The following is a 20,881-nucleotide window of genomic DNA, read 5'->3' on the forward strand; positions in this document are numbered from 1 at the left end:
AATGGATTGATTAAGAAAGTAAGTGAATGGATAGAACAGCTTGGATAGTAGTGACGATATGCGTCGTGCTTTTGTTGGCTTGGCAGCCGCTGATGGATAGGCTTTATCCTACACCAGAGCCTCGACCCGTCAGAGAGGAAGTCGAGACTAAAGAAGTTAGTAAGGCGGAATCAGAGGGTGTCGTAGCTGATGACACAATCTCAGAGGGTGAAGTTCCTACTTTAACTGCTTCCAGTGAAATGCTGATCCAAGGTGATCTGAGCAGTGCGAGAGAGTTTGTCTTAGAGAATACTCAGCTCCGGGTCGTTCTGACGACTTTGGGCGGAGGCATAGACAAGATAGAGTTAAAAGAGCATTACGTAGAAGATGAGGAAGGGGACCCAATCATTCTTCACGGAATTAATAAGGTGCCGGTTTTAAATCTACAAGGCATTGACTGGACAGACGGATATACGGTCGTTCCCTACGAAGTAATTAAGGCTAACTCTTCTGAAGTTGTCTTCAAACGCAAGCTCCACAAAGGTGGATACATAGTTCGCACATTCACTTTAGATCCCGAAAATGAGTATTTGGTTAATGTAGACCAGAAAATTGTCAACGATAGTGGGGAACTTTTGGTGCTTGGCCCAGGACGGATGGATACTGGAGTCGCGGAGCCTATTTATGGTCGTGCTGACGAGAGGACACATCTGAGTGTGGGGTGGAAGGATTCCTCTGAAGAATTTAACATAGATAAAATAACTGCCTTTGATGGGTTCAAGCCATTAGGTATTACGATCTCTCATGGTAAAACGGTAATTACCAGCCCAGCGGATAGGCCGCTTCTTTGGTCTGTCACAAAAAGCCAGTTTTTTTCTTTGGTCGTGGATTTTTCTGAAGGAGGTCAGGTTACGAATCTAAGAGGAACTCAAGTAGAGCTTCCTCATCTGCGTTCTAAGAATGAAAAAATTCCCGATGGCATCCGTGCGACAGTGCAATTTGGTGGCCTAAAGGTAAAGCCTTCGGAGTCTCTTGAGCAACGTATGGTTCTCTTTGCTGGCCCGACTTATGATGAGGTGATGACGGACTTGAATAAAAAAGAAGTGATGGAGCATGGTTACTTCGGTTTTGTGAGCCGTCCTCTTTTGTTATTCATGAATGCCATCTACAAAGTTGTAGGTAACTATGGGTGGGCTATTGTGATTATGACGATCATTATCAAGCTGGTTCTCTGGTATCCGCAGACCAAAGCCAACTTGAGCATGAAAAAAATGCAAGTGGTTGCTCCAATCATGAAGGAGATGCAAGAAAAATTCAAAGACAAGCCCGACAAACTACAACAGGAGATGATGAAGTTGTACAAGGATTATGGCGTCAATCCTGTGGGTGGTTGTCTGCCTATACTTTTGCAAATGCCTATATTCATAGGCTTTTATTGGATGCTCTTGAGAGCGATTGAGTTGCGGCATGAGGGATGGATCTGGTGGGTTAGCGACCTATCGAAGCCTGATACAATCGCCTATTTGCCTCTCCCTATTTTAGGAGACTTTCCCATTAATCCATTGCCTATTTTGATGGCAGCTAGCATGTTTTTGAGTTTTCAAATGACTCCCAAACCACAAGGAGTCGACAACCCGGCACAACATATTTTCAAATTCATGCCCATTATTTTTCTGATTTTCTGTTATAATTTTGCTTCGGCACTTTCTTTATATTGGACGGTCCAAAACTTGCTTGGAATAGTTCAGATGTATTTTAACTTAAAGATACCAATGCCTACTCCTGAGGAGCTAAAGGCGAAAGCGGAAGAGAAAAAGAAAGTGCGTGAGGCTTTGCAAGCTAAAGCGGGTCCTGGTATGGGGGCGCCTGCAAAAAAAGCTCGTGGACCTAGGACGCAGAAACGCAAAAAGCGTTAAATCCGTTTATACAGTAGATTGCTGCATGATTCGGGTTAAATTAAGAAAAAATGAAGTCCTTTGAATATAGCCCTAAAGAGGCATTAGAGATGATGCTCGGACACCTTGGTTTCGTATTTGAGGTGCGGGAGGAAGATCGTCTCCAAGGACCTACTTTGCATATTCTTACACGCGACCCGGGCCGTCTGATTGGACGCAATGGTAAGACATTGGATGACTTACAGTTTTTGTTGAACCGATTACTCACAACTAGTGAAGATGAAGCTCCGAAAGTCACCATTGATGTCGAGAATTATAAAGCACATCAGTATGAGCCGTTGTTTGTTAAATTACGTGCTGCAGCTAATCAGGTCAAAGAAACAGGTGATCCTTATGAATTAGACCCGATGAATTCCTTTGATCGCCGCATTGTTCATAACTTTTTCATAGATGATCCTGAAATCAAGACTCAGAGTGTGGACGAAAAATCTCGCCTCAAGAAGGTGGTTATTAAGAAAGCCAGTTAGCCATCTTCCCACTCTATTTGGATTGGTGCTTCGCATGCTTGATAGCTTCGCCTTTGTTAGCATGTAGGACCTTCGCTCAGACGATGCGATTCATATTTCTAATGCTCTTCATTTTTTATCTTTCGAAACACTCTATACCTAATGATTGGGCTAAGGATTCAGAATCGAAACAGCAAAGGAGAGTATCTATTCCAGGAAGACTCGAAGCTTTAATCCTTTCAAAGTTTTTGTTGAGGAAAGTAGCAACTTTTAGTGGAAGTGCGACTTTACCTAATATCCGAGGTGTCCTCATGATCCGCTGAGGTTACGGCTAGCTGATCTTGATTTATAGGCTTTTTTAACCCGAATGATTTGAAAAATTCTCATCAACCGAGTCTAACTGCTTGAGATTCTTGCAAGCAAATGGTGAACCGACCCAATGATATGATTCACAACATGATGTGAATAATCGGCTTGTCAGATTATCAAATTCGGGACAGGTTTAATGAATGGCTGAGATAGCAAATTTTGTCCATCGCAACGCGATGAAGATCACCCCGAAGATATTAGATAACATCATGAGAGAGTTGCCTTTGCTCAAGGCAGAATTTACGCAGATCAATGCTCCAAAATTTCCACATTTGGTGGATCAATTAGAGTTTTTGGCTGATGCCGTAGAGGATTTTGCAGAGGGTCAGGTGAAGGATTTGCCTTATTTTGCCATTGCTGAGGCTGCTTTTGCTATGATCTATGCGCACCGTATGATGGATTTGATACCAGATACAACAGCTGAGTATGGTTATGCAGATGATTCTGCTGTGGTTCGTTCCGTCTTGATACGGTATCAATCTGAGTTTCAAGTCTATGCAGTGACAACAGACCATGATTGGTCTAAGATCACTGACGAGCCATAAGATTTTTTAGCGAATCTTTGAAAGTTAGATAGATTTTCCTATGGAACCTCCTAGATGGTTGGATGCTTTAGAAAGACGTTTTGGCGGCTGGGCTGTCCCCCATCTCACCAAGGTTCTAATTCTATTCAATATTCTAACTTTTTTTTTGATCGGGAGTGATTCAACGCAGAGTTTTGTAGGGGACCTGCTCTTGCTTCCAGAGTTTTTCTTAGCGGGGCAATTTTGGCGAGCAATCACATTTCTATTCGTAGTGAGCCCAAATGCGAGCTTGGGAGTAGGTACTTTTTTCTTCTTTGTTATGATGATGTTTTTTTGGTTCATAGGGGGCGCCTTGGAAGAAACATGGGGCGCCTTTAAATTGAATGTCTATATAATTCTCTCTGTCTTAGGGGTTATCATCGCTATATTTGCGTTAGGTCCAGCAATTCCATTTCTTATTGATTCTCAGTGGATATTCAATTCCCTATTGATCGCCTTCGGAACTTTATATCCTAGGTATGAGCTTCGACTGTTATTTATACCGTTTCCAATTTACGCGAAATGGATCTCAATCTTAACAGCTGGATTTTTATTTATGGAGTGTGTCCAGATTCCTGCCAAGACACCATTTATTTTGGGAGCAATGCTTGGTTACTTTGTGGTGATTGGTCCTGCTTTTTGGAAGGACTATAAGCTGCGTAAAGGGTCTCAAGAACGAATGAAACGCTTTCGAGGCGAGGATGATTGACAAAACCGCCTTAGGGTATTTGCGATATTTATCACAAGGGTTCTTTTATTTTTTTTTGCTAAACCTGAGCGATCCTTGTGAGGCTAGACAAACAGATTCTTTTACGATCCCAGAGACGAGTAAGCAGCTCATTGTAGTGATTCCAGATCATTGGAAGTCCACTTACGGGTTCCTTCAACGTTGGGAGAGAAAGGATGATGGAGTGTGGAAACAAATTACTCTGGATAATCAAGATAAGAGGTTCATGGTGAGGCTGGCCAATAGAGGGTTGGCTTGGGGTATCGGCCTAAATCCTTTGCCATCTGAGGAAGGGAGAAAAAAGGAAGGGGATGTTAAGGCGCCTGCTGGGGTGTTTGAAATTGGTGATGCCTATGGCTATGCCAAGGAAATTCAGAAAAATGATAGTCTCAAATATCATCAAGTAACGGAAAGCGATCTATGGGTAGAGGATTCCGAATCACCTTATTATAACCAGCACTTAACTTTAGAGGGGCGTGGCCCTGAAACCGAATGGGAACGAAAGCAGCAGATGCGTATGAATGATTCGGTGCACAGTTTAAAACTTTTTATCAAACATAACCCAGCTCCTTATGCTATCCCGGGAGCGGGCAGTGCTATCTTTTTTCATATATGGAGGGATGAAGGTGGAAAGAATACGTACGGGTGCACTACTATGTCAGAAAAGAACTTGAAAAAATTGATTGCATGGGTTGATCCGACTAAAAATCCTCTTTATGTCTTGTTGCCTAGAGAGGCTTATAGAAAGTATCAGAATAAGTGGAAGCTTCCTTAAAGGCTATTTCAAAAATCATGGAACTGAAAATATCTCAAGAACTGATTAGGCAAGGCATTGAAGAAGGCCATCACATTGGTGCACAGCTCAGTGTGGCCGTCGGTAAGAGTAGCGAAAGGATCGAGGCAAATTTCAGCTTCGGTGAGGCCAATAAGGGAGTCCCGATGGTTCATGATAGCCTTTGTTTATGGATGTCTAGCAGTAAGCCTATAGGAGCCGTCGCTATGGCACAACTTTGGGAAAGGGATTTGTTTTCTTTGGATGATGAAGTAGCAAAATATTGGCCAGAATTCGGACAGAATGGAAAAGAATCCATTACCATACGGCAGTTGCTCACGCATACCGGGGGGTTTCGTCTAGCAGATCAAGCGATCCATTGCCCAAATATGAAGGAAGCGTTGGAGCAAGTGGCTGCTGCACCTAAAGAGCCTCGCTGGCAATCAGGCAGAAAAGCAGGTTATCATACCTCGGGCAGTTGGATGGCTCTTGGAGAGATTGTTCATCGTCTAGATGGACGCCCCTACCAACAATACGTTCGAGAGGAAATCTTTAAACCTTTGGGAATGAAAAATTGCTGGATCGGGGTGCCAGAAGAACAGATTAATAGATACGGTGATCAGATGGCTGTGATGCATGTAACTGCCAATGGCAAGTGTGAACCACATGATAAGCTAGAAAGGAGCTGGGAAATTTCGTTGCCCAAGCCCGGCAGTCATGGAAGGGGACCTGCCCGTGAATTAAGATTGTTTTATGATATGTTGATACAGGGAGGTAGATTAGGAGATGCAAGAATATTAGAGCCAACAACAGTTGAGGCTATTACAGCAGCTCATCGTATAGGTATGATAGATCATACTTTTCGTTATAAGATTGATATGGGTTTAGGTTTTATAAGGCAATCCATTCATTATGGCGAGCTCGATGTGGCCTACGGGTTTGGTGCTTATGCTTCGGGGAGAACTTTTGGACATGGAGGTGCTGAATCTTCTTTGGGCTTTGCGGATCCGGATTTTGATCTGACAGGTGTATTTCTGTTTAATGGTATGGCTGGTGATGCAGTTCATCAAAAAAGGGCAAGAACACTCATAGAAGCTATTTATAAGGATTTAGAGCTGGTTCAAGAAGATGGCTTAGCAGCCTACTCCATTTAGTATGTTGCGATACGATCTTGTTCTAATCAAGAGATGGAAATGAGCACAACTTGGCTAGAGGTGAAAGTTCCAGGCCGAGTTGAGTTATTAGGTAATCATACCGATTACAATCAGGGATTAGTTATCTCTATGGCAGTTGATCGGTATACGATAATGCGCAGTCGTTTGAGAGAAGATCATATCCTACGCCTGCGCTCGCTAAACTTAGAAGAAACTTGGCAGGGTAGCCTTAATAACCTCGTCCCACAGAAGGAACAGCACTGGGTCAATTATGTGGTGGGAGTGCTAGCGGCGTTGAAGGAAAGGGAGGTCGAGATTTTGGGTATGGATATGGAAATCGAAAGTTCCATTCCCCTAGGATTTGGCTTGAGTAGCAGTGCGGCACTAGAGGTGGCATCACTCTTAACCTGTAAGCAATATCATAGCCTTGACCAAGAACCACTTGAGATGGCTAAAATGTGTCAATGGGCGGAAAATCAATTTGCGGGAGTATCTTGTGGGTTGATGGATCAAATTTCTGTTCTTATAAGCCAGAGAGGAAGTGTTAACAAAATTGACTTGCAATCTTTAGGCTATGAAAATCTTCCATTTAGCAAGGCTTTCTGTTTTCTTGTTGTTGATTCTGAAACGAGACATCAATTGGTGGACGGAGAGTACTCTAATAGAAGAGAAGTATGTGAAAGTGCTGCTAAGAAACTGGACGTTGCCTATTTAAGAGAAGTTCAGGTTGATCATCTAGATGATCGAAAATTTGACTTGAGTCTAGAAGAGCATAAGAGAGCTCTCCATGTTGTAACTGAAAATGAACGTGTGCAAAAAGCATGTCAGGCGCTACAAGAAGGTGCTATGGAGCGACTCGGTCAGCTAATGTTCGAGTCTCATGAAAGCTCAAAGAATAATTTTGAAAACAGTTGTCGTGAACTCGATGAACTTGTTGATTTTGCAAGCAGACATAAAGCGTGCCTGGGTGCTCGATTAACCGGTGGAGGTTTTGGTGGTGCGGTGGTTCATTTGCTCGAGAGAAGTAAAAAAGATTTTTACCAAAATGACCTCACTAGCTTCTTCTCTAAAAAATTCGGTAGGCCACCAAAAATCATCGAAGTGAATCCAGTTGCTGGCGCTTTAAATATCTAGATGCTCCAAAAAGGAATGACAAAGGTTTTATTTTGCATCGTCATAAATAAGACCTTAGTCTCTAATTTTCATAGTTGGAGACATGACATAGTGTGAGTGATAGAGGGTTTTGAGTGCAGACTGATATTGAGAAAGCGTGTGGCAGTTTAGAGAAAGTTCGATCTGAAATAGGGAAAATTGTTGTCGGCCAACAAGAATTGATCGAGCGTCTCTTGCTCAGTCTACTATGCAATGGGCATGTGCTGATAGAAGGAGTGCCAGGGGTTGCCAAGACGCTTACCGTGAATACCATGGCGCATACTTTAACGGCTTCATTCAGCCGTATTCAATTTACTCCTGATCTGTTGCCTAGTGACCTAACGGGAACGCTACTTTATGATCCCTCCAACCATACGTTTAGTCCTGAGAAAGGCCCTGTTTTTGCAAATATAGTCTTAGCTGATGAGATTAACCGAGCCCCTGCGAAGGTTCAGAGTGCATTACTGGAAGCTATGCAGGAGAAACAGGTTACCCTTGGCAAAGAGAGCTTTGCTCTGCCACACCCATTTCTTGTTCTGGCTACACAAAACCCAATCGAGCAAGAAGGTACTTATTCTCTTCCTGAAGCACAAGTGGACCGCTTCTTATTTAAGCTTAAGGTTGGATACCCCACAATGGAAGATGAGCATGAGATTATGAGGCGTATGGCCAAGTCTGCCCCAAATCTTAGCTCAGAATCGGTCATAACATTAGAAGAAATACTTGAGATTCGAGCTTTAATCGACCAGCTCTATATTGATGAAAAAGTGGAAAGATATATCCTACGCCTAGTCGATGCAACTCGCGAACCTCAGAAATATGGATTAGAAGATATTAATTCGTATATTCGATTTGGTGCGTCACCCAGAGCGACTATCTATTTTTCATTAGCAGCTAGAGGAACAGCATTACTTGAAAAGCGTGATTATGTTGTACCTCAAGATGTGAAGGATGTCGCTCATGATATCTTGAGACACCGCTTAGCAATCTCGTACCGAGCAGAGGCTGAAGGACTAAATTCAGATGATCTAATTGATGAGATACTGGCAAAAGTTCCAGTTCAAAATTGATGTTGCCCAGCATAGATAGCCAATTATGTGATTTAGATACTAGGTGTCGCTATGCAGTTGAACATTTCCTAGCTGGAGAATATCGAAGTGTTTTTAAAGGGCGGGGAATTGAGTTTGAAGATGTTCGGGAGTATATCCCTGGAGATGATGTTCGCAGTATTGATTGGAAAGTTACAGCACGCACAGGCGTACCTCATATCAAGCGTTACATCGAAGAACGTGAACAGATTTTTTATTTATTAGTGGATGCTTCGTCTTCCATGAAGTGTGGTTATCGTCCTGGTGAAATCAGTAGGTGGTGGACATTGGTAGAGTTGAGTTTTTTATTAGCAATGGCTGCAGTGAAAAATAATGATCGAATCGGGTTGATACTATTTTCTAATGAAGTGAAGCGCATTATTCCTCCTAGTAAAGGGAGGCAGCATGTCATGTCACTGATGGACGTCTTAATTAAGGAGGGTGAAGCACAAGAAGGTGGTGAGCAAACAAATTTTAACGCAGCTTTAAGATCCTTTGCCCATTTGGCAAATAAGAGATCGTTAGCAGTTGTTTTGTCAGATTTTTTTGTGATGAATTATGAAGAAGAACTCAAAGCGTTGGCTTATCGTCACGATGTTATAGCAGGCTGTATTTCAAGGCCGAATGAAGTGACTAGCTCAACGTCTGGCTTAGTCAGAATGATTGATTCTGAAAGCAGAAAGATGAGAGTGGTAGATTTTGGTGCAACAGATCAGTCAGGTGTTCAAGAATTAGCAAAGAGGAGACTAAGTGATCTAAGAGATTTGATGCTGGAATGTCGTGCAGATTTTTTTGAATGTTTGGCAGGTGCTGATTGTGTTAGTGTGTTAAGTGACTTCTTTAAATCAAGATTAAGAAGATTAGCTGATGAGACAGGAGGTTAGTCAATGTTTCGTTTGTCTTTTCTCATTTTATTGCTCTTAAATTCTACCTCAGCAAAAGTTCTTTCAGAAGGGCTCATGGCTGATGTTTCGCAAATTGAGTTTAAGGTGACTCCAGATAAAATTCTGCCAGGCAAGGTCTTTCATCTTGAAGTGAAGATAGTAGCTGAGACATACCCTCAGCTAGAATTTGCATGGGAGGATGTAGATGGGATTTTGCTACTAGGTGAAGAACAACATCCTGTGGATTACTCTATAAATATTGGATATAAGGCAGGGCATACGTGGATACTTCAAGCAATAAAACCCGGCTTCATTGATTTTTCCAGCATTCAGTCCAAGCTTACTCTACAAGGTAGGACTTATGAAAATAGGCTCAAATTTCCGGGACTAGAGATTGGATCTTTTCAACTATCTGAATCTAATGATCGACTAGAAGCATGGGACCCGAGTTTCATGGAAAGTCAAAATACGGACATTTCCTATTGGTTTATTATGAGTTGTGCCTTTTTGATAATAGCAGGTTTCCTATGGATCTTCTATCAATGTAAGCAGTTGAATAAGCAAGTGCTACCTGAGTCGTTCTCCGATTCGCGCATGTCACTTCAAAATAAAATCCTAGAGGCCATGCACATGGGTGAATGGCCCGTTAAGGAAATAGAGAAATTCTTCCTGCTTTACGGGGAAAAATATGATCAACAGGGTAGAAGCTTATTTCAAAAAATACTATATTCTAATCATGAAGTGAGTTCACTTGATGGTAAACAATTAAGTCATTTGCTGAAAAATTCAGGAAAGACAGTTTCATGATTTTGTTGTATCCCCTAGTCTTACTAGTGCTTATAGGATATTTTGCCTGGAAAGCGTTTGATAAGCGTATTGTTCATACCGATGCTCTTTCTGTGCCAGCGATTAGCGCCTGGCAGAAACTCTCAAAAGGTCGAGCTAATTATTTATGGGTGTTAAAAGTTCTTTGGTGGACAACTTTGGTTTTTTTGGTTTTTGCTCTATCTAGACCGCAAGCTCTATTTACTCAGTCAAAAAAGAACACTAAGGGTATCGCGATAAAAATTCTTGTAGATATTTCAAGTAGTATGGATATGGCTATTGATCTACCGAATGGGACACGAGAGAGCCGTATGGAAGTAGCTAAAGAAATGGTAGAGCGTTTTATTATGGGGGACGGTCAGAACTTATCAGGTAGGCAGCAAGATCTTATTGGTTTGATAACCTTTGCTCGCTATGCCGATACACGTAGTCCTCTTACCCTTGGGCATCAAGCCTTGGTAGACATCGTACAACGCTTGGAAGTGCAAAATCGTCCTAATGAGGACGGAACCGCATATGGAGATGCTTTAACATTAGCATGTGCCAGGTTAGAAAAGCTTTCGGAACTGCAAGTAGAGCAAGGGGATGGATCAAAATCAGCTCCTGATATTGAAAGTAGAGTAGTTGTTCTTTTGACAGATGGGGAAAATAATTCTGGCAAGTATTTACCTCAGGAAGCGTCAGCTTTTGCTCAAAAATGGAATTGTCGGGTTTACGTGATTAGCTTAGGAGACCAATTGTTAACGGATGAGAATGGAAAGAAAATTCCACCATCAGCGGCTGACCAGGTGTTAGAACATATTGCCAGTTCTACTGGTGGAGTTTTCAGGAAAGCTTCTGACTATGAATCTCTTTTATCCGTCTATGAAGAAATCGATGAGTTAGAGCGAACAAAGATTCGCATCCAAGAATATATAGCGCCTTCAGATTTGTTTTGGATTCCTCTATCGCTAGGGGTCATATCTTTACTTAGTATGTTGCTGCTGGAATCGACTTGGTTAAGGGTGGCGCCATGAGTTGGATTGCTTTTCAATGGCCTTGGATGCTTCTGCTATTAGGTCTTCTGCCTTTTATTCGTATGCAAATGAAACGAGCAGAAGCTTTGAATCTTAAGACAATAAGGGCCCTGGAGAGCTCGATAAGTATCGATCAGCGTCGGCGAAGGCATCGTCATAGAATATTGCTTTGGGCTTTGGTTTTCATGATTATAGCCCTCGCTAGACCTGGATATGCCCCCGAGAAAAAGTCTATTCAAAAATCTGGTAGGGATGTTGTGTTTTTATTAGATGTTTCTCGAAGTATGCTGGCAGAAGACTGCTACCCTTCAAGGTTAGAAGTTGCTAAGCAGGCGGTGCGAGATTGTTTAGGTTCTTTTTCCAATGATCGTGTAGGATTAGTGATTTATGCAGGGAGTAGTTCTATATTGTGCCCTCTAACAAGTGACTATGAGTTTTTGAAATACATGTTGGAACAAGCGCAGCCTAGATCAGTAGATTTTGGTGGAACACTCCTCTTATCTGCTGTGGAAAAAGTAGTAAGCCAGGTTTTTGATGTAAGTCGTGCCAGTTATCAAGATTTAATTCTTTTAACAGATGGCGAAGACCATGGTCCTGAAATGAAAAAGGTTGCCGAGGTATTTAATCAAACAAATGACTCACTGCTCATAGTAGGTTTAGGTGATCCATCAGTTGGATCTAAAATCCCCATTATCGATGATGAAGGTAATGAAAGCTTCTTAGAACATCAGGGAAGACCTGTTCTCACTCAATTGCAAGAAAGGGGTTTACTGGAGTTGGAAAGGCTATCCAAGGGAAGTAAGTATGTTTCAGTAAAGACCTCCCCATTCCATTTGGGTGATATGTATCTTGATTTTGCGAAAGACAAGAAGCGTGATGGCGGGATAGGAAGTAATTTTGATATTGTTTATCAAGAAGCAGCATTTTTCTTTATCATCGTTTCTTTGATCTTACTGCTATGGGTTGAGTTTCTCTTTTTTGTGGGACAAGGTGATCAAAAATGGCTGTTGCTAAAGCAGAAGCTCGTGAAAAGAAGAACGCTTCTTGTTGCGCTCTTAGTTGTAAGTCAGAGTTGTTTCGCAGATGATAATAATTCTCCTTCGCTACTGTTTGAACGGGCAATGAAGTTGACGGCAGAAGGCAAGTATGAGGAGGCTCAAATGCTGTGGAATGAACTAGCGAACCATTCTGAGATGACCTCTTCAAAGCCGCAAGCTGTAATCGCTCTGAACTTAGCGCTTACGACTAAGAGGGAAATCAAAGAAATTGTTGATCAATCAAAAGAGGAACTTCTAGAAACGGCACTGATTAAATGTAATAAGGCAGAACAATATCTTTTACAGGCTGCTCGTTTAAGGCCTGATTACGCCCGGCCCGGTATGCAATTGCAAGAGTTAGACCGACTTAGACAAAACATTTATAATAAAATTGAAGAAAAAAAATCTGAAGAGGAGGAGGCTGACCAGGAGTTACAGCAGATAATTGAACTTCTCAGACAACTGAAAGACGACCAAAAGAATTTTCAAACGGAAGTGATTGAGAAAGGTAAATTGAAGCAGCGCAGACAACGCAAAATTCCTAAAGAAATGAAACAAAGACTCATTGAATCAGTCCCTACAACAGGCCAAGTTGAGGCCTATGTTCTAAAGCAAGAAGCTTTGCACGAAAGAGGGGTAGATATGCACATTCGATTTCTGGAATTAGATAAAAAAATGAAAGCTATCACCTATGCACTACCATCTGAGTCTTTTGAAAGTATTCTGAATGAGCCTATCGCATTAATGAACAAAGCACTAGAAAGTCAAAAAAGGGCAGTTCAATTTCTTAATGAATTTAACACATGGTGGCCTGCAACCCAGCGTCAGGAAGATGCGGTAAGGCTTATGAATAAAATTCTTACGCTTTTCCCTCAACAGGATGGGGGATTTTCAGATCAATATAGTGATGATTGGGAAGAGGCCGAGGACTTTGAAGAGTGGGATGAGTCTGAAAGTGGTGATGCATCTAGTTTGTCCTCTAGGAGCGAAGGTCCGATGCAAAGTTTTACTGAACTTCAAACTATGCCTGCGCCAAATTTTTCAGCGGAGGAAATCATGGCTCAAGAACTCGAGAATCAACAGTTTAGAGAAGAGGAACGTACCAAATCAAGTCTGGGTAAGGTTGAAAAAGATTGGTAAGTCTTTATGAGTAAAGCGGTCAGCCTTCACATTTCATTTCTTTCAGTATTTATGTTCTTCACGGCGTCATTGTTCAGCCTTGAAATGCAGCTTGTAGATCGATCGCTATTCAAGGGTAAAGTGGCAGAGCTGGTTGTTTATCTAGAAGCTGAGAAAGAGCCTATCTTAGTTTCCCCTGAATCAATGAGCGATTTTACCATAATCGATCGCATGTTTTTTCCTCTAAATGAAGACAAGCGGGGCTCATATGCAGCCTATATCAGCGTAGTTCCCAAGAGGGCGGGGTTGCTCAAGACTGCTGCTTTAAAGTTCAATGTGGATGGTAATATGGTAACAGTTCCCGGTAAGCAGGTGCGAGTCTCCCAGCCCTACCGCACGGATAAGATGGCTGTGAGGATCAATCCCGATAAAAACCGAGTGTATGTTGGAGAACCTGTACATGTTGAGGTAATATGGGAGTGCTTGTATGAAGTAAATGCACTTCGCGGATTTGATTGGAATCCTTCTTTTTTCCATCAGGATCATGTGAAGATAGTGGTTCCACGGGTAGTAGAGCTTGATAACGAACTGTCTATAGGCTTGCCAATAGGGGGACAACGTATCATAGCCCAACGGAGAACTGAAATCGGCGAAGCGATGCCCACACAAAACTCTATAGTAGGTCAGGCCAGTTTTTCATTGTACTTACAATTTGAGAGGGAAGGGATCCATAAGATAGAGGAGTCTGTCTTATCTTGTGTTCATTTATTCGAAACAAAGCACCAAATAGGTAATTACGCCGCCTATTTTAATAATAGTCTTTTTACGCAGCCGGAAAGAGATGATTACTACGAAAAAGTATACACTAGATCCAACTCCTTTGATATTGAGGTTTTGGCCTTGCCTGAAGATGGTAAAAGAGAGAGTTACTCGGGCTTAGTCGCACCGGTTGATTTCGACTTAAAGGTGCTGCCACAGAGTGTAGAAGTTGGTGGCCTGATGAATCTATTTATTCGAGTAAAAGCAGATACCTGCTCAGAGCTCATCCGACTGCCCGACCTCAAGAAGCAGAGAGGTTTAAAATATGCATTTCATATCGCCGAAGAGTTTTCAGAGAAATGGATGATCAACGGACGTGAGTTTAAATACACGCTTCGACCCTTGAGGGCTGATATTCAACAGTTCCCTTCTTTAGAGTTTCAGGTCTTAGATTCAGTATCTGGTGCTTTTAAGATGATTCAATCGAACCCAATCGATATGGAAGTACTACCTAATGATGGAGAGCGTTACTTTGACATCAAATCATTAGATGCATTAAAATCAACAGTTGAGTCAAACGACAAAGGTATTTGGTTCAACTATGCAATCAACACTTGGGATCAGATATTCAGTTTTATGGTGGAAATGTTAAATAGATGGTTTTGGATTCTGGCACTTTGGGGTCCGCTCTGTTTTCTTGCTTGTTATCCATTTGTGAGAGAGAGCTACCTACGAGCCAAAGATCCTATATACGCTAGGAGAAGATTGGCATATGAGTCGTTTCTAGATTTAGTAAGAAGGGACGACTTATCTCACAGGGTTTTAGGCCAAGGGCTTCGAAAATATCTCTCAGGCTTATTTGCCAGAAATGCAAATGGCTTTACTGTAGGCGACGCCCATAGGTTGCTTAGAGACAAAGGGTTCGATGATGATATTTGTCGTGAAGTTGGATCTATTCTCTCTGATGCTGATAGAGAGGTCTATGCTAAAGAAGCGGTTGTCAGGCCGAGCAATACTCGAGAGATTGGAAAGATAAAAGGTCTAGCCTCTGCTTTGTATGAAGGAATACAAGTGTTATTAATCTGTTTGCTTGGAATGGGATTATTGCAGTCGCGAGCTGAAGCTCAATCTACTGATGAATCCTGGCAAAAGGCTGAGCGATACTTTGCCCTAGGCTTAGAAGAAATGGAGAAATCCTCATTCAGAGCAGAAGAGTATTTTGCAACGGCTGCTCTGGCTTATGAGGAGTTTGCTCAAGCCAGTTATATCTCTTCTAAGGCCTGGTATAATGCGGGCAATGCTTGGTTTAAAGCAAAAGAACCAGGACGTGCTTTAGCTTCTTATTTGCGGGCTCAGCGCTACAGGCCATTTGACCAAAAGCTTAAGGATAATATCCAGATGATAAGGTCTCTAAATGAAGACAGTTTCCAAGCCTCTTCTAAAGAGATTTTTGGTAAATGGCTAATGGGTTGGCATAGGAGTCCTCAAGAGTGGAGGAAAGTCGTTTTGTTATTATGCTGGACTTGTTTATGGCTCTTAGCACTTATATGGTTGCGCTACCGTTCAAGAATTTTTCAGGCCAGTCTTATTTGTTTGGTTTTAGTTTCCATTACGCTAGGTGCCTCTCTCCTTTGGACATCGTGGAATCATGAACAAAGTGGAGTGATCATTGTAGATGAGGTTTATGCTCGCAAAGGTCCTAGCTATGCTTATCAATCGGCTTATTATGCGCCTTTGCATCAGGCACTTGAGATAAAAGTTAAACAGCTTAAGGGCGATTGGGTAATGGCAGAGTTATCTGACGGGTCGGTTGGCTGGTTGCCGGCAAAATCAGTGGCAGTATTTTAGAAGAGTGGGAGGAACAGGATTCGAACCTGTGAAGTCAAAGACAGCAGATTTACAGTCTGCCCCGGTTGGCCACTTCGGTATCCTCCCGAAATCTAACTTTAAACCAGAATGATGTAATAGAGAGACTTAAAAGAACTGCGCAAGATCTTGGCTCCAAGAATGATGGAATCTCCTAGAGGTATCACCTGCTGAGACCCATGTCCTTATACTATCAAGAGGGCACTCCGTGAGCTTGATAGTCTCGCCTCCGCTTGCTTATAAAAGCTATGCTGAAACGATGTGATTGAGTATATCTTCGTCAACTCTCTCTTTCTTGTGGCACTAGCCTTTACGCATCTCCTTCAACTTCTATTACATTATCCGAGTTAAAAAATTAGGAATCGTGTATTAAACTTTTTGATTCCCATTTCGTCAACTGAAAGATTTTATTTTTTATCTTTGTTCAAACCTTGTTACTTCATGAGGTTTAGATTAACAGCTACGCAAATTGCTTAAGGAATCTAATGTCATTCTCAGAAAACAAGCGCAAGTCGGGTATCTCATGTATGATCATTGCCATTCGTTCAATTCCCATGCCAAAAGCAAAGCCCGAGTAGGCTTGAGGGTCAATATCGACAGCAGAGAAGACCGCTGGATCAACCAAGCCACACCCTGCAATCTCTGTCCATTCTTTACCTCTGATTTTTAAGCCGGGTTTTGAGAAGTCGACTTCAAAGCTTGGTTCCGTGAAGGGGAAGAAGTGAGGGCGAAAACGCACAAGCGTGTCGGGGCCTAGAAACTCATGGAAGAAATATTCTAGCACTCCCTTCAAATCGCTGAGAGAAACGCCTTCATCGACTAGCAGTCCTTCCATTTGGTGAAAGTAAACTCCATGGGTAGCATCGATCTCATCCCTCCTGTAGCAACGCCCGGGTGCTATAATTTGAATGGGAGGTTTCTGAGTCTTCATAGTGCGAATTTGTACGGTAGAGGTATGAGTGCGCAAGAGGTGACGTCCCTCTACGGGGTGATCAGGAAGTTTTACGTAGAAGGTGTCTTGCTCATTGCGTGCGGGATGGTCTTCAGGAGTGTTCAGGGCATCAAAGTTGTTATACTCAGTTTCTATTTCTGGGCCCTCGGCTAAGGCAAAACCCATGCGCCGAAAAATTTGAATCATACGGTCCTGGACCTGTGTGAGAACATGCAGTGAGCCTTGTCTTACGGGAGCCCCAGGCATAGTAGGATCAAAAGATTGATCCTCATCTGAACCAGCTTCTAAATCTTCTTTTTTATCATCGAAAGCTGATTGGAGGGTGCTTTTGACTTGGTTGCTAATTTTGCCAACCTCAGGTCTTTGTTCCTTTGGCACATCCTTCATGCCTTCTAATGTTTTGGGTAAGAGTCCCTGACGGCTGAGAAATTTAATACGCCATTGCTCCAAGGCGGAAGCATCTTTCACGGAGGATAACTCTTGCTGCGCTTCCGTTTGGATTTTTTGAAGTTCTTCGATCATTTTAAAAATGCGTCAAGCCACACCTCAGCGAACTAGCTAAAGAATCATACCGCCTGACAGCTAATAAGCTTGATATTCTGATAAGCGATAAAAATGATAAGAATGTATTGGGAATTTAATTCTTAACAGCTTCGAGCACTTGTTTGAATGTGGCAGGCTCATTCATAGCGAGATCTGCTAGAATTTTGCGATCGAGTTCAACATTCGCTTTTTTTAGTGCGTCGATGAATTGGCTGTAAGTGATACCCTGTTCACGAACCGCTGCATTGATACGTATATTCCAGAGTGATCTGAAATTACGCTTGCGAGTCTTGCGGTCGCGGTAGGCCCAATATTTGGCTTTATAAGTAGCGTCTTTGGCGTAGCGAAAAAGTTTGCTTCTCTTTCCCTGAAAGCCTTTGGCGGCATCAATAACGCGTTTTCTTCTTTCACGTGAAGCGGGTGCATTGGTTGCTCTGGGCATAGTTTTATCTCCGTAAAGGTTTCGAGGTTTGTAATAACCTGCTAATAGTTAGTTCTTTGACTCAATCAAGCAAAAGGAAGGTTGTCTTTAATGTGAACATAGTCAGCTTCAGACATAATCTTAGCTTTAGCGAGTCTACGCTTACGCTTACGATTTTTGGTTGCAGCCAAGTGGCGGCGTCCAGAGGCTGATCCGATTACTTTGCCTTTGGCAGTAATCTTAAAGCGCTTTGCAACAGCTTTTCTTGTTTTTGAGGACATAATGTTTATCCCTTAGTTTGAGCCCCGTTTAAGGGTGCTTTTTCCACAGAAGCGGCCTCACTTGAGACACTTACCTCATCCTCCGCTTCGGGTTCTACTTCTGTGTATTTAAGTTTTCTCTTTTTCGCGGGCAAAGGAGTTAACATTAAATTTATGTTTCTGCCAATCATTTTTGGTTCAAAATCTGCGCTCCCGACATGCTCGAGGTCTGATTTCAGCTTATTGACCAGTTCGAAGCCCATACCTTTTTTCCCCATCTCGCGTCCTCTGAATACCATCATGAGCTTCACTTTCATGCCCTTGCTCATAAATTCCTCAGCTCTTTTCACCTTGGTCATGTAATCACCGCCATCAATATTGAGGTGGAATTTAAGCTCTTTGACCTTTTGAGAGGTATTGTGTTTTCGGGCCTCTTTGTCTTTTTTAGACATTTCGTATTTAAATTTGCCATAATCGAGAATTTTACAAACTGGTGGGTTTGACCGAGGGCTTACTTCTACGAGGTCCAAACCGTATTGCTTGGCTTTATAGAGTGCTTGATGTAGTTCTAGGACGCCGAGCTTTTCTCCATTGGGGTCTATGACTAGCATCTGACGAGCTCGGATTCTTTTGTTTGTGCGTAAATGTTGGATAATGGAACTCCTTGTTATGATTCATCTGAAGTGGAGGGTGCAGAGATGCTGCAATACCACATATGGGGATTTATTTGATAAAGTGGGCGAAACGAATAGCGTGTCATTTGCATAGACAGCATGACTGCGATGGCGCTTCTTGTGATGGTACTATGAATATCATATCTATTATCAGTTTATATCGGTTCACCCACCGAGGATCTTGATCATAAAATGTTTCCTTATCGAGGCAAGCAAAATTCAGTACGTAAGCTCAAGTTTTTAACTTGACTGACGTATAATATTGTATAACTCATTGTAGTTACAAAATTAAGGAGATTATTTACATGAAATCACTTCGAAATCTAAAAACGATTCTCGCCGTTGGGGTCCTTGCTCTACCAGGTAGCCTATTTGCTCAAGAACCTAGTTTTATCTCTAATGCTCGAATAAGACCCACGAGTTTGAATAACGCGGATGCTTCGGGCAGCTACATCTCGGCTTTTGGTGGTGTAACTTTACTGCAAGATGAATCAGGTTTCAACGGAGATTTAGATAGTGAGATAGGCGCTATGGTTGGCGGAAAAATTGGTTATGACATAGATAGCAAGCAACTACCCGCTTTGTGGGGTGGCAACGTGGGTATCACCACCGCAGTGGAGATGGAAAGTTTTTACTTAGATAATTCCGAAGATATAGATCTTGAATCAATTTTCTTTGGATTAAATGGTATTGTCCGCTTTGACCTCTTTAATAACTTTATCGAACCATATGTTGGAGCTGGTATAGGTGGAGTTTATTCGGAGTTGGGGGATGACGACGATGTGTTACTCGCATGGCAGTTATTAGACGGTGTTCAACTAGATGTGGGCAAAGGTTTTGCTCTCTTTGTGGAGCATAAGTGGTTAAGCATTATGGATGGCAACTTTACATCCGGGGGAACAACTACCAGCTGGGATTGGCTGCATCAACATACCGTTGCTGGCGGGTTGAAATATAAATTTTAGTAAGTCCGGATTGTTTATCAGTTGTTCGAAGAGGCTCGCTTCACGCGGGCCTTTTTGTTTGGGTTAGAGCTACCTCATAATAGCAAAGGCACACGCGTAAAGCTCTACGCCATGACATAACTTGCCCCATTTTTCATTCTCCAGACTCGATCCTTGATGGCTTGATAAAACTAGGCTGTGTTGATCTAAGAAAGTTCTCGCTCTTCAACCCGGATCATGCAATTGAAGTTGAATGAGATGTCTAAAGGCTTGATCTTAAAAAAGAGAGTCACTGAGGATGTATTTCAATCACATGGTCTGAGCATAGCCTTATAGGCAAGGGAAGGAGAAACTATCAAGCGCGTGGAGTGGCAACCTTCATACATCAGGCACATGGGTTTCAATCGTGGTGCTTCGGGCAGCCTTTTCGCAAAAAATAAAGTAGGGAATCGGCAACCGATAGTTCTCACCCTTCCGGCTATTCTTTTGGCATGGTCAATGGAACCAACCTCTACACCTTTCTCACCCCTCCGACTCCCCCCCCACGTCACCCTCCGACTTGATCGGAGAAAGCCTGGATAGAACCGTGCGGAGCACCATACCGCTTAGATCGGGGCCGGTGTCAGGGGATCAATCCAGCGGATCAACCCAGGGGAAAGAACCGATGCACGTTCTATCAATGCTCTCATTCAAGCAACCTCTCTCCTCTAAATTTTTCCTGGGTCAATAGATATCTCAGGGTCTGTTGTAAAATTTTTTTCAGAAGTATGAGAAAAGAAAATAGCTCACCCGCGACGAGTATAAGTCACCAATCTCTTTCAGGAAAATCATCCCCTGCAGAATGTTTACCATTAGCAAGGGGTCCATCTAAGTCGTTTAAAATAAGGAGGATAAGATTAAAGAGGATTTCTGCTCGGTTAGAACTTTAACATTCTCGCCAATAAGAATTGGCTCAAAAACACATCCAACATTTTAGTAAGAAAAAGAGTTCCTGTAGGAAGTTATCAACATTTTACGTTTTAATGAACTTGACAGTATCTGCTGATTTTATAGAACACCCTGCGACTATGAAACGATCCATGAACCTAAACATACCCATCCTTGGCTTGCTTTGGCCAGGGCTCTTTTTGGTATGTACCGCCTCTGCTCAATCTTTTAAAGAAACCACCGGGTATAGCAAAAAGAAGCTGCCCGATCATATCTCCATCACCGTCTGTAAGGACAAGAAAAACAAGATGACCATCCTTAACTGGTATGAAAAACCTCATCTGATCGAGAAAAGCGGAGGCACCATTCGTTTTCAAGAGGCCCCCAAAAGCTATCGGGTGATCACCAACATTGACTGTTCGGCTTTGCCGCAATATGGGCGGATTAAA

At 42.4% G+C, this 20,881-nt stretch carries 19 protein-coding genes and 1 tRNA gene; 15 read left to right on the forward strand and 5 right to left on the reverse strand.

Annotation, left to right across the window (positions count from 1 at the left end; translation table 11 throughout):
- Positions 1-26: 26 nt before the first annotated feature.
- The 13 genes from AAGA18_04560 (at position 27) to AAGA18_04620 (ending at position 15,693) form a co-directional block, all read left to right on the forward strand.
- A complete protein-coding gene (locus AAGA18_04560; GenBank protein MEM9444606.1) occupies positions 27-1,895 on the forward strand; it encodes a YidC/Oxa1 family insertase periplasmic-domain containing protein in 1,869 nt (622 codons plus the stop codon).
- A gap of 50 nt (positions 1,896-1,945) precedes the next feature.
- Positions 1,946-2,401 (forward strand): R3H domain-containing nucleic acid-binding protein, encoded by a 456-nt coding sequence (locus AAGA18_04565; GenBank protein ID MEM9444607.1) that lies wholly within the window; start codon positions 1,946-1,948, stop codon positions 2,399-2,401.
- A gap of 488 nt (positions 2,402-2,889) precedes the next feature.
- Positions 2,890-3,294, forward strand: a complete 405-nt coding sequence (locus AAGA18_04570) for a hypothetical protein (protein MEM9444608.1) — start codon at positions 2,890-2,892, stop codon at positions 3,292-3,294.
- A gap of 40 nt (positions 3,295-3,334) precedes the next feature.
- Positions 3,335-4,021: a hypothetical protein gene (locus tag AAGA18_04575; GenBank protein ID MEM9444609.1), complete on the forward strand. Its 687-nt coding sequence runs from the start codon at positions 3,335-3,337 to the stop codon at positions 4,019-4,021.
- Positions 4,014-4,814 (forward strand): L,D-transpeptidase family protein, encoded by an 801-nt coding sequence (locus tag AAGA18_04580; protein MEM9444610.1) that lies wholly within the window; start codon positions 4,014-4,016, stop codon positions 4,812-4,814. Before AAGA18_04575 ends, AAGA18_04580 begins: the two co-directional genes overlap by 8 nt.
- A 17-nt stretch (positions 4,815-4,831) precedes the next feature.
- Positions 4,832-5,965, forward strand: coding sequence for a serine hydrolase domain-containing protein (locus AAGA18_04585; GenBank protein MEM9444611.1), 1,134 nt, complete (start codon positions 4,832-4,834; stop codon positions 5,963-5,965).
- Positions 5,966-6,004: 39 nt separating this feature from the next.
- The gene (gene galK / locus AAGA18_04590; GenBank protein ID MEM9444612.1) at positions 6,005-7,099 is read left to right on the forward strand and encodes a galactokinase; all 1,095 of its coding nucleotides are present in this window, start codon (positions 6,005-6,007) and stop codon (positions 7,097-7,099) included.
- Positions 7,100-7,212: 113 nt separating this feature from the next.
- A complete protein-coding gene (locus AAGA18_04595; GenBank protein MEM9444613.1) occupies positions 7,213-8,187 on the forward strand; it encodes a MoxR family ATPase in 975 nt (324 codons plus the stop codon).
- On the forward strand, positions 8,187-9,089 hold the full coding sequence (locus AAGA18_04600) for a DUF58 domain-containing protein (GenBank protein MEM9444614.1): 903 nt from the start codon (positions 8,187-8,189) through the stop codon (positions 9,087-9,089). Before AAGA18_04595 ends, AAGA18_04600 begins: the two co-directional genes overlap by 1 nt.
- 3 nt (positions 9,090-9,092) lie before the next feature.
- Positions 9,093-9,896 carry a hypothetical protein gene (locus AAGA18_04605; protein MEM9444615.1) on the forward strand — a complete coding sequence of 268 codons (804 nt, stop codon included), beginning with the start codon at positions 9,093-9,095 and terminating at the stop codon, positions 9,894-9,896.
- Complete coding sequence (locus AAGA18_04610; protein MEM9444616.1) at positions 9,893-10,930, forward strand: VWA domain-containing protein; 1,038 nt, start codon at positions 9,893-9,895, stop codon at positions 10,928-10,930. Before AAGA18_04605 ends, AAGA18_04610 begins: the two co-directional genes overlap by 4 nt.
- The gene (locus AAGA18_04615; protein MEM9444617.1) at positions 10,927-13,107 is read left to right on the forward strand and encodes a VWA domain-containing protein; all 2,181 of its coding nucleotides are present in this window, start codon (positions 10,927-10,929) and stop codon (positions 13,105-13,107) included. Before AAGA18_04610 ends, AAGA18_04615 begins: the two co-directional genes overlap by 4 nt.
- A 6-nt stretch (positions 13,108-13,113) precedes the next feature.
- Entirely contained in the window at positions 13,114-15,693 is a 2,580-nt protein-coding gene (locus AAGA18_04620) for a hypothetical protein (protein ID MEM9444618.1), read from the forward strand.
- A 5-nt stretch (positions 15,694-15,698) separates the two neighbouring features.
- Here AAGA18_04620 and AAGA18_04625 read toward each other — a convergent pair.
- From AAGA18_04625 to infC, 5 genes are all read right to left on the reverse strand, one after another.
- Positions 15,699-15,780, reverse strand: a tRNA-Tyr gene (locus AAGA18_04625).
- A 391-nt stretch (positions 15,781-16,171) separates the two neighbouring features.
- Positions 16,172-17,185 carry a phenylalanine--tRNA ligase subunit alpha gene (gene pheS, locus AAGA18_04630; GenBank protein MEM9444619.1) on the reverse strand — a complete coding sequence of 338 codons (1,014 nt, stop codon included), beginning with the start codon at positions 17,183-17,185 and terminating at the stop codon, positions 16,172-16,174.
- A 115-nt stretch (positions 17,186-17,300) separates the two neighbouring features.
- Positions 17,301-17,648 carry a 50S ribosomal protein L20 gene (gene rplT / locus AAGA18_04635; protein MEM9444620.1) on the reverse strand — a complete coding sequence of 116 codons (348 nt, stop codon included), beginning with the start codon at positions 17,646-17,648 and terminating at the stop codon, positions 17,301-17,303.
- A gap of 65 nt (positions 17,649-17,713) precedes the next feature.
- Positions 17,714-17,908: a 50S ribosomal protein L35 gene (rpmI, locus tag AAGA18_04640; protein ID MEM9444621.1), complete on the reverse strand. Its 195-nt coding sequence runs from the start codon at positions 17,906-17,908 to the stop codon at positions 17,714-17,716.
- 5 nt (positions 17,909-17,913) lie between these two features.
- Complete coding sequence (infC, locus tag AAGA18_04645) at positions 17,914-18,561, reverse strand: translation initiation factor IF-3 (protein MEM9444622.1); 648 nt, start codon at positions 18,559-18,561, stop codon at positions 17,914-17,916.
- A 305-nt stretch (positions 18,562-18,866) separates the two neighbouring features.
- Here infC and AAGA18_04650 point away from each other — a divergent pair, with 305 nt between their 5' ends.
- On the forward strand, positions 18,867-19,526 hold the full coding sequence (locus tag AAGA18_04650) for an outer membrane beta-barrel protein (protein ID MEM9444623.1): 660 nt from the start codon (positions 18,867-18,869) through the stop codon (positions 19,524-19,526).
- A 1,001-nt stretch (positions 19,527-20,527) separates the two neighbouring features.
- Positions 20,528-20,881: hypothetical protein (locus tag AAGA18_04655; protein ID MEM9444624.1), on the forward strand; the 354-nt coding region annotated here is incomplete at its 3' end.

It is taken from the genome of Verrucomicrobiota bacterium, from assembly GCA_039192515.1.
GTDB lineage: Bacteria > Verrucomicrobiota > Verrucomicrobiia > Methylacidiphilales > JBCCWR01 > JBCCWR01.

What these genes read in the sequence shown, in the direction of transcription:
- AAGA18_04650 (MEM9444623.1), top strand. Translation starts at nt 18,867, where the DNA reads ATGAAATCACTTCGAAATCTAAAAACGATTCTCGCCGTTGGGGTCCTT.
- AAGA18_04610 (MEM9444616.1), top strand. Translation starts at nt 9,893, where the DNA reads ATGATTTTGTTGTATCCCCTAGTCTTACTAGTGCTTATAGGATATTTT.
- AAGA18_04600 (MEM9444614.1), top strand. Translation starts at nt 8,187, where the DNA reads ATGTTGCCCAGCATAGATAGCCAATTATGTGATTTAGATACTAGGTGT.
- rplT (MEM9444620.1), bottom strand. Translation starts at nt 17,648, where the DNA reads ATGCCCAGAGCAACCAATGCACCCGCTTCACGTGAAAGAAGAAAACGC.
- AAGA18_04570 (MEM9444608.1), top strand. Translation starts at nt 2,890, where the DNA reads ATGGCTGAGATAGCAAATTTTGTCCATCGCAACGCGATGAAGATCACC.
- galK (MEM9444612.1), top strand. Translation starts at nt 6,005, where the DNA reads ATGAGCACAACTTGGCTAGAGGTGAAAGTTCCAGGCCGAGTTGAGTTA.
- AAGA18_04585 (MEM9444611.1), top strand. Translation starts at nt 4,832, where the DNA reads ATGGAACTGAAAATATCTCAAGAACTGATTAGGCAAGGCATTGAAGAA.
- AAGA18_04620 (MEM9444618.1), top strand. Translation starts at nt 13,114, where the DNA reads ATGAGTAAAGCGGTCAGCCTTCACATTTCATTTCTTTCAGTATTTATG.
- AAGA18_04615 (MEM9444617.1), top strand. Translation starts at nt 10,927, where the DNA reads ATGAGTTGGATTGCTTTTCAATGGCCTTGGATGCTTCTGCTATTAGGT.
- rpmI (MEM9444621.1), bottom strand. Translation starts at nt 17,908, where the DNA reads ATGTCCTCAAAAACAAGAAAAGCTGTTGCAAAGCGCTTTAAGATTACT.
- AAGA18_04565 (MEM9444607.1), top strand. Translation starts at nt 1,946, where the DNA reads ATGAAGTCCTTTGAATATAGCCCTAAAGAGGCATTAGAGATGATGCTC.
- AAGA18_04605 (MEM9444615.1), top strand. Translation starts at nt 9,093, where the DNA reads ATGTTTCGTTTGTCTTTTCTCATTTTATTGCTCTTAAATTCTACCTCA.
- pheS (MEM9444619.1), bottom strand. Translation starts at nt 17,185, where the DNA reads ATGATCGAAGAACTTCAAAAAATCCAAACGGAAGCGCAGCAAGAGTTA.
- AAGA18_04575 (MEM9444609.1), top strand. Translation starts at nt 3,335, where the DNA reads ATGGAACCTCCTAGATGGTTGGATGCTTTAGAAAGACGTTTTGGCGGC.
- AAGA18_04580 (MEM9444610.1), top strand. Translation starts at nt 4,014, where the DNA reads ATGATTGACAAAACCGCCTTAGGGTATTTGCGATATTTATCACAAGGG.
- AAGA18_04560 (MEM9444606.1), top strand. Translation starts at nt 27, where the DNA reads ATGGATAGAACAGCTTGGATAGTAGTGACGATATGCGTCGTGCTTTTG.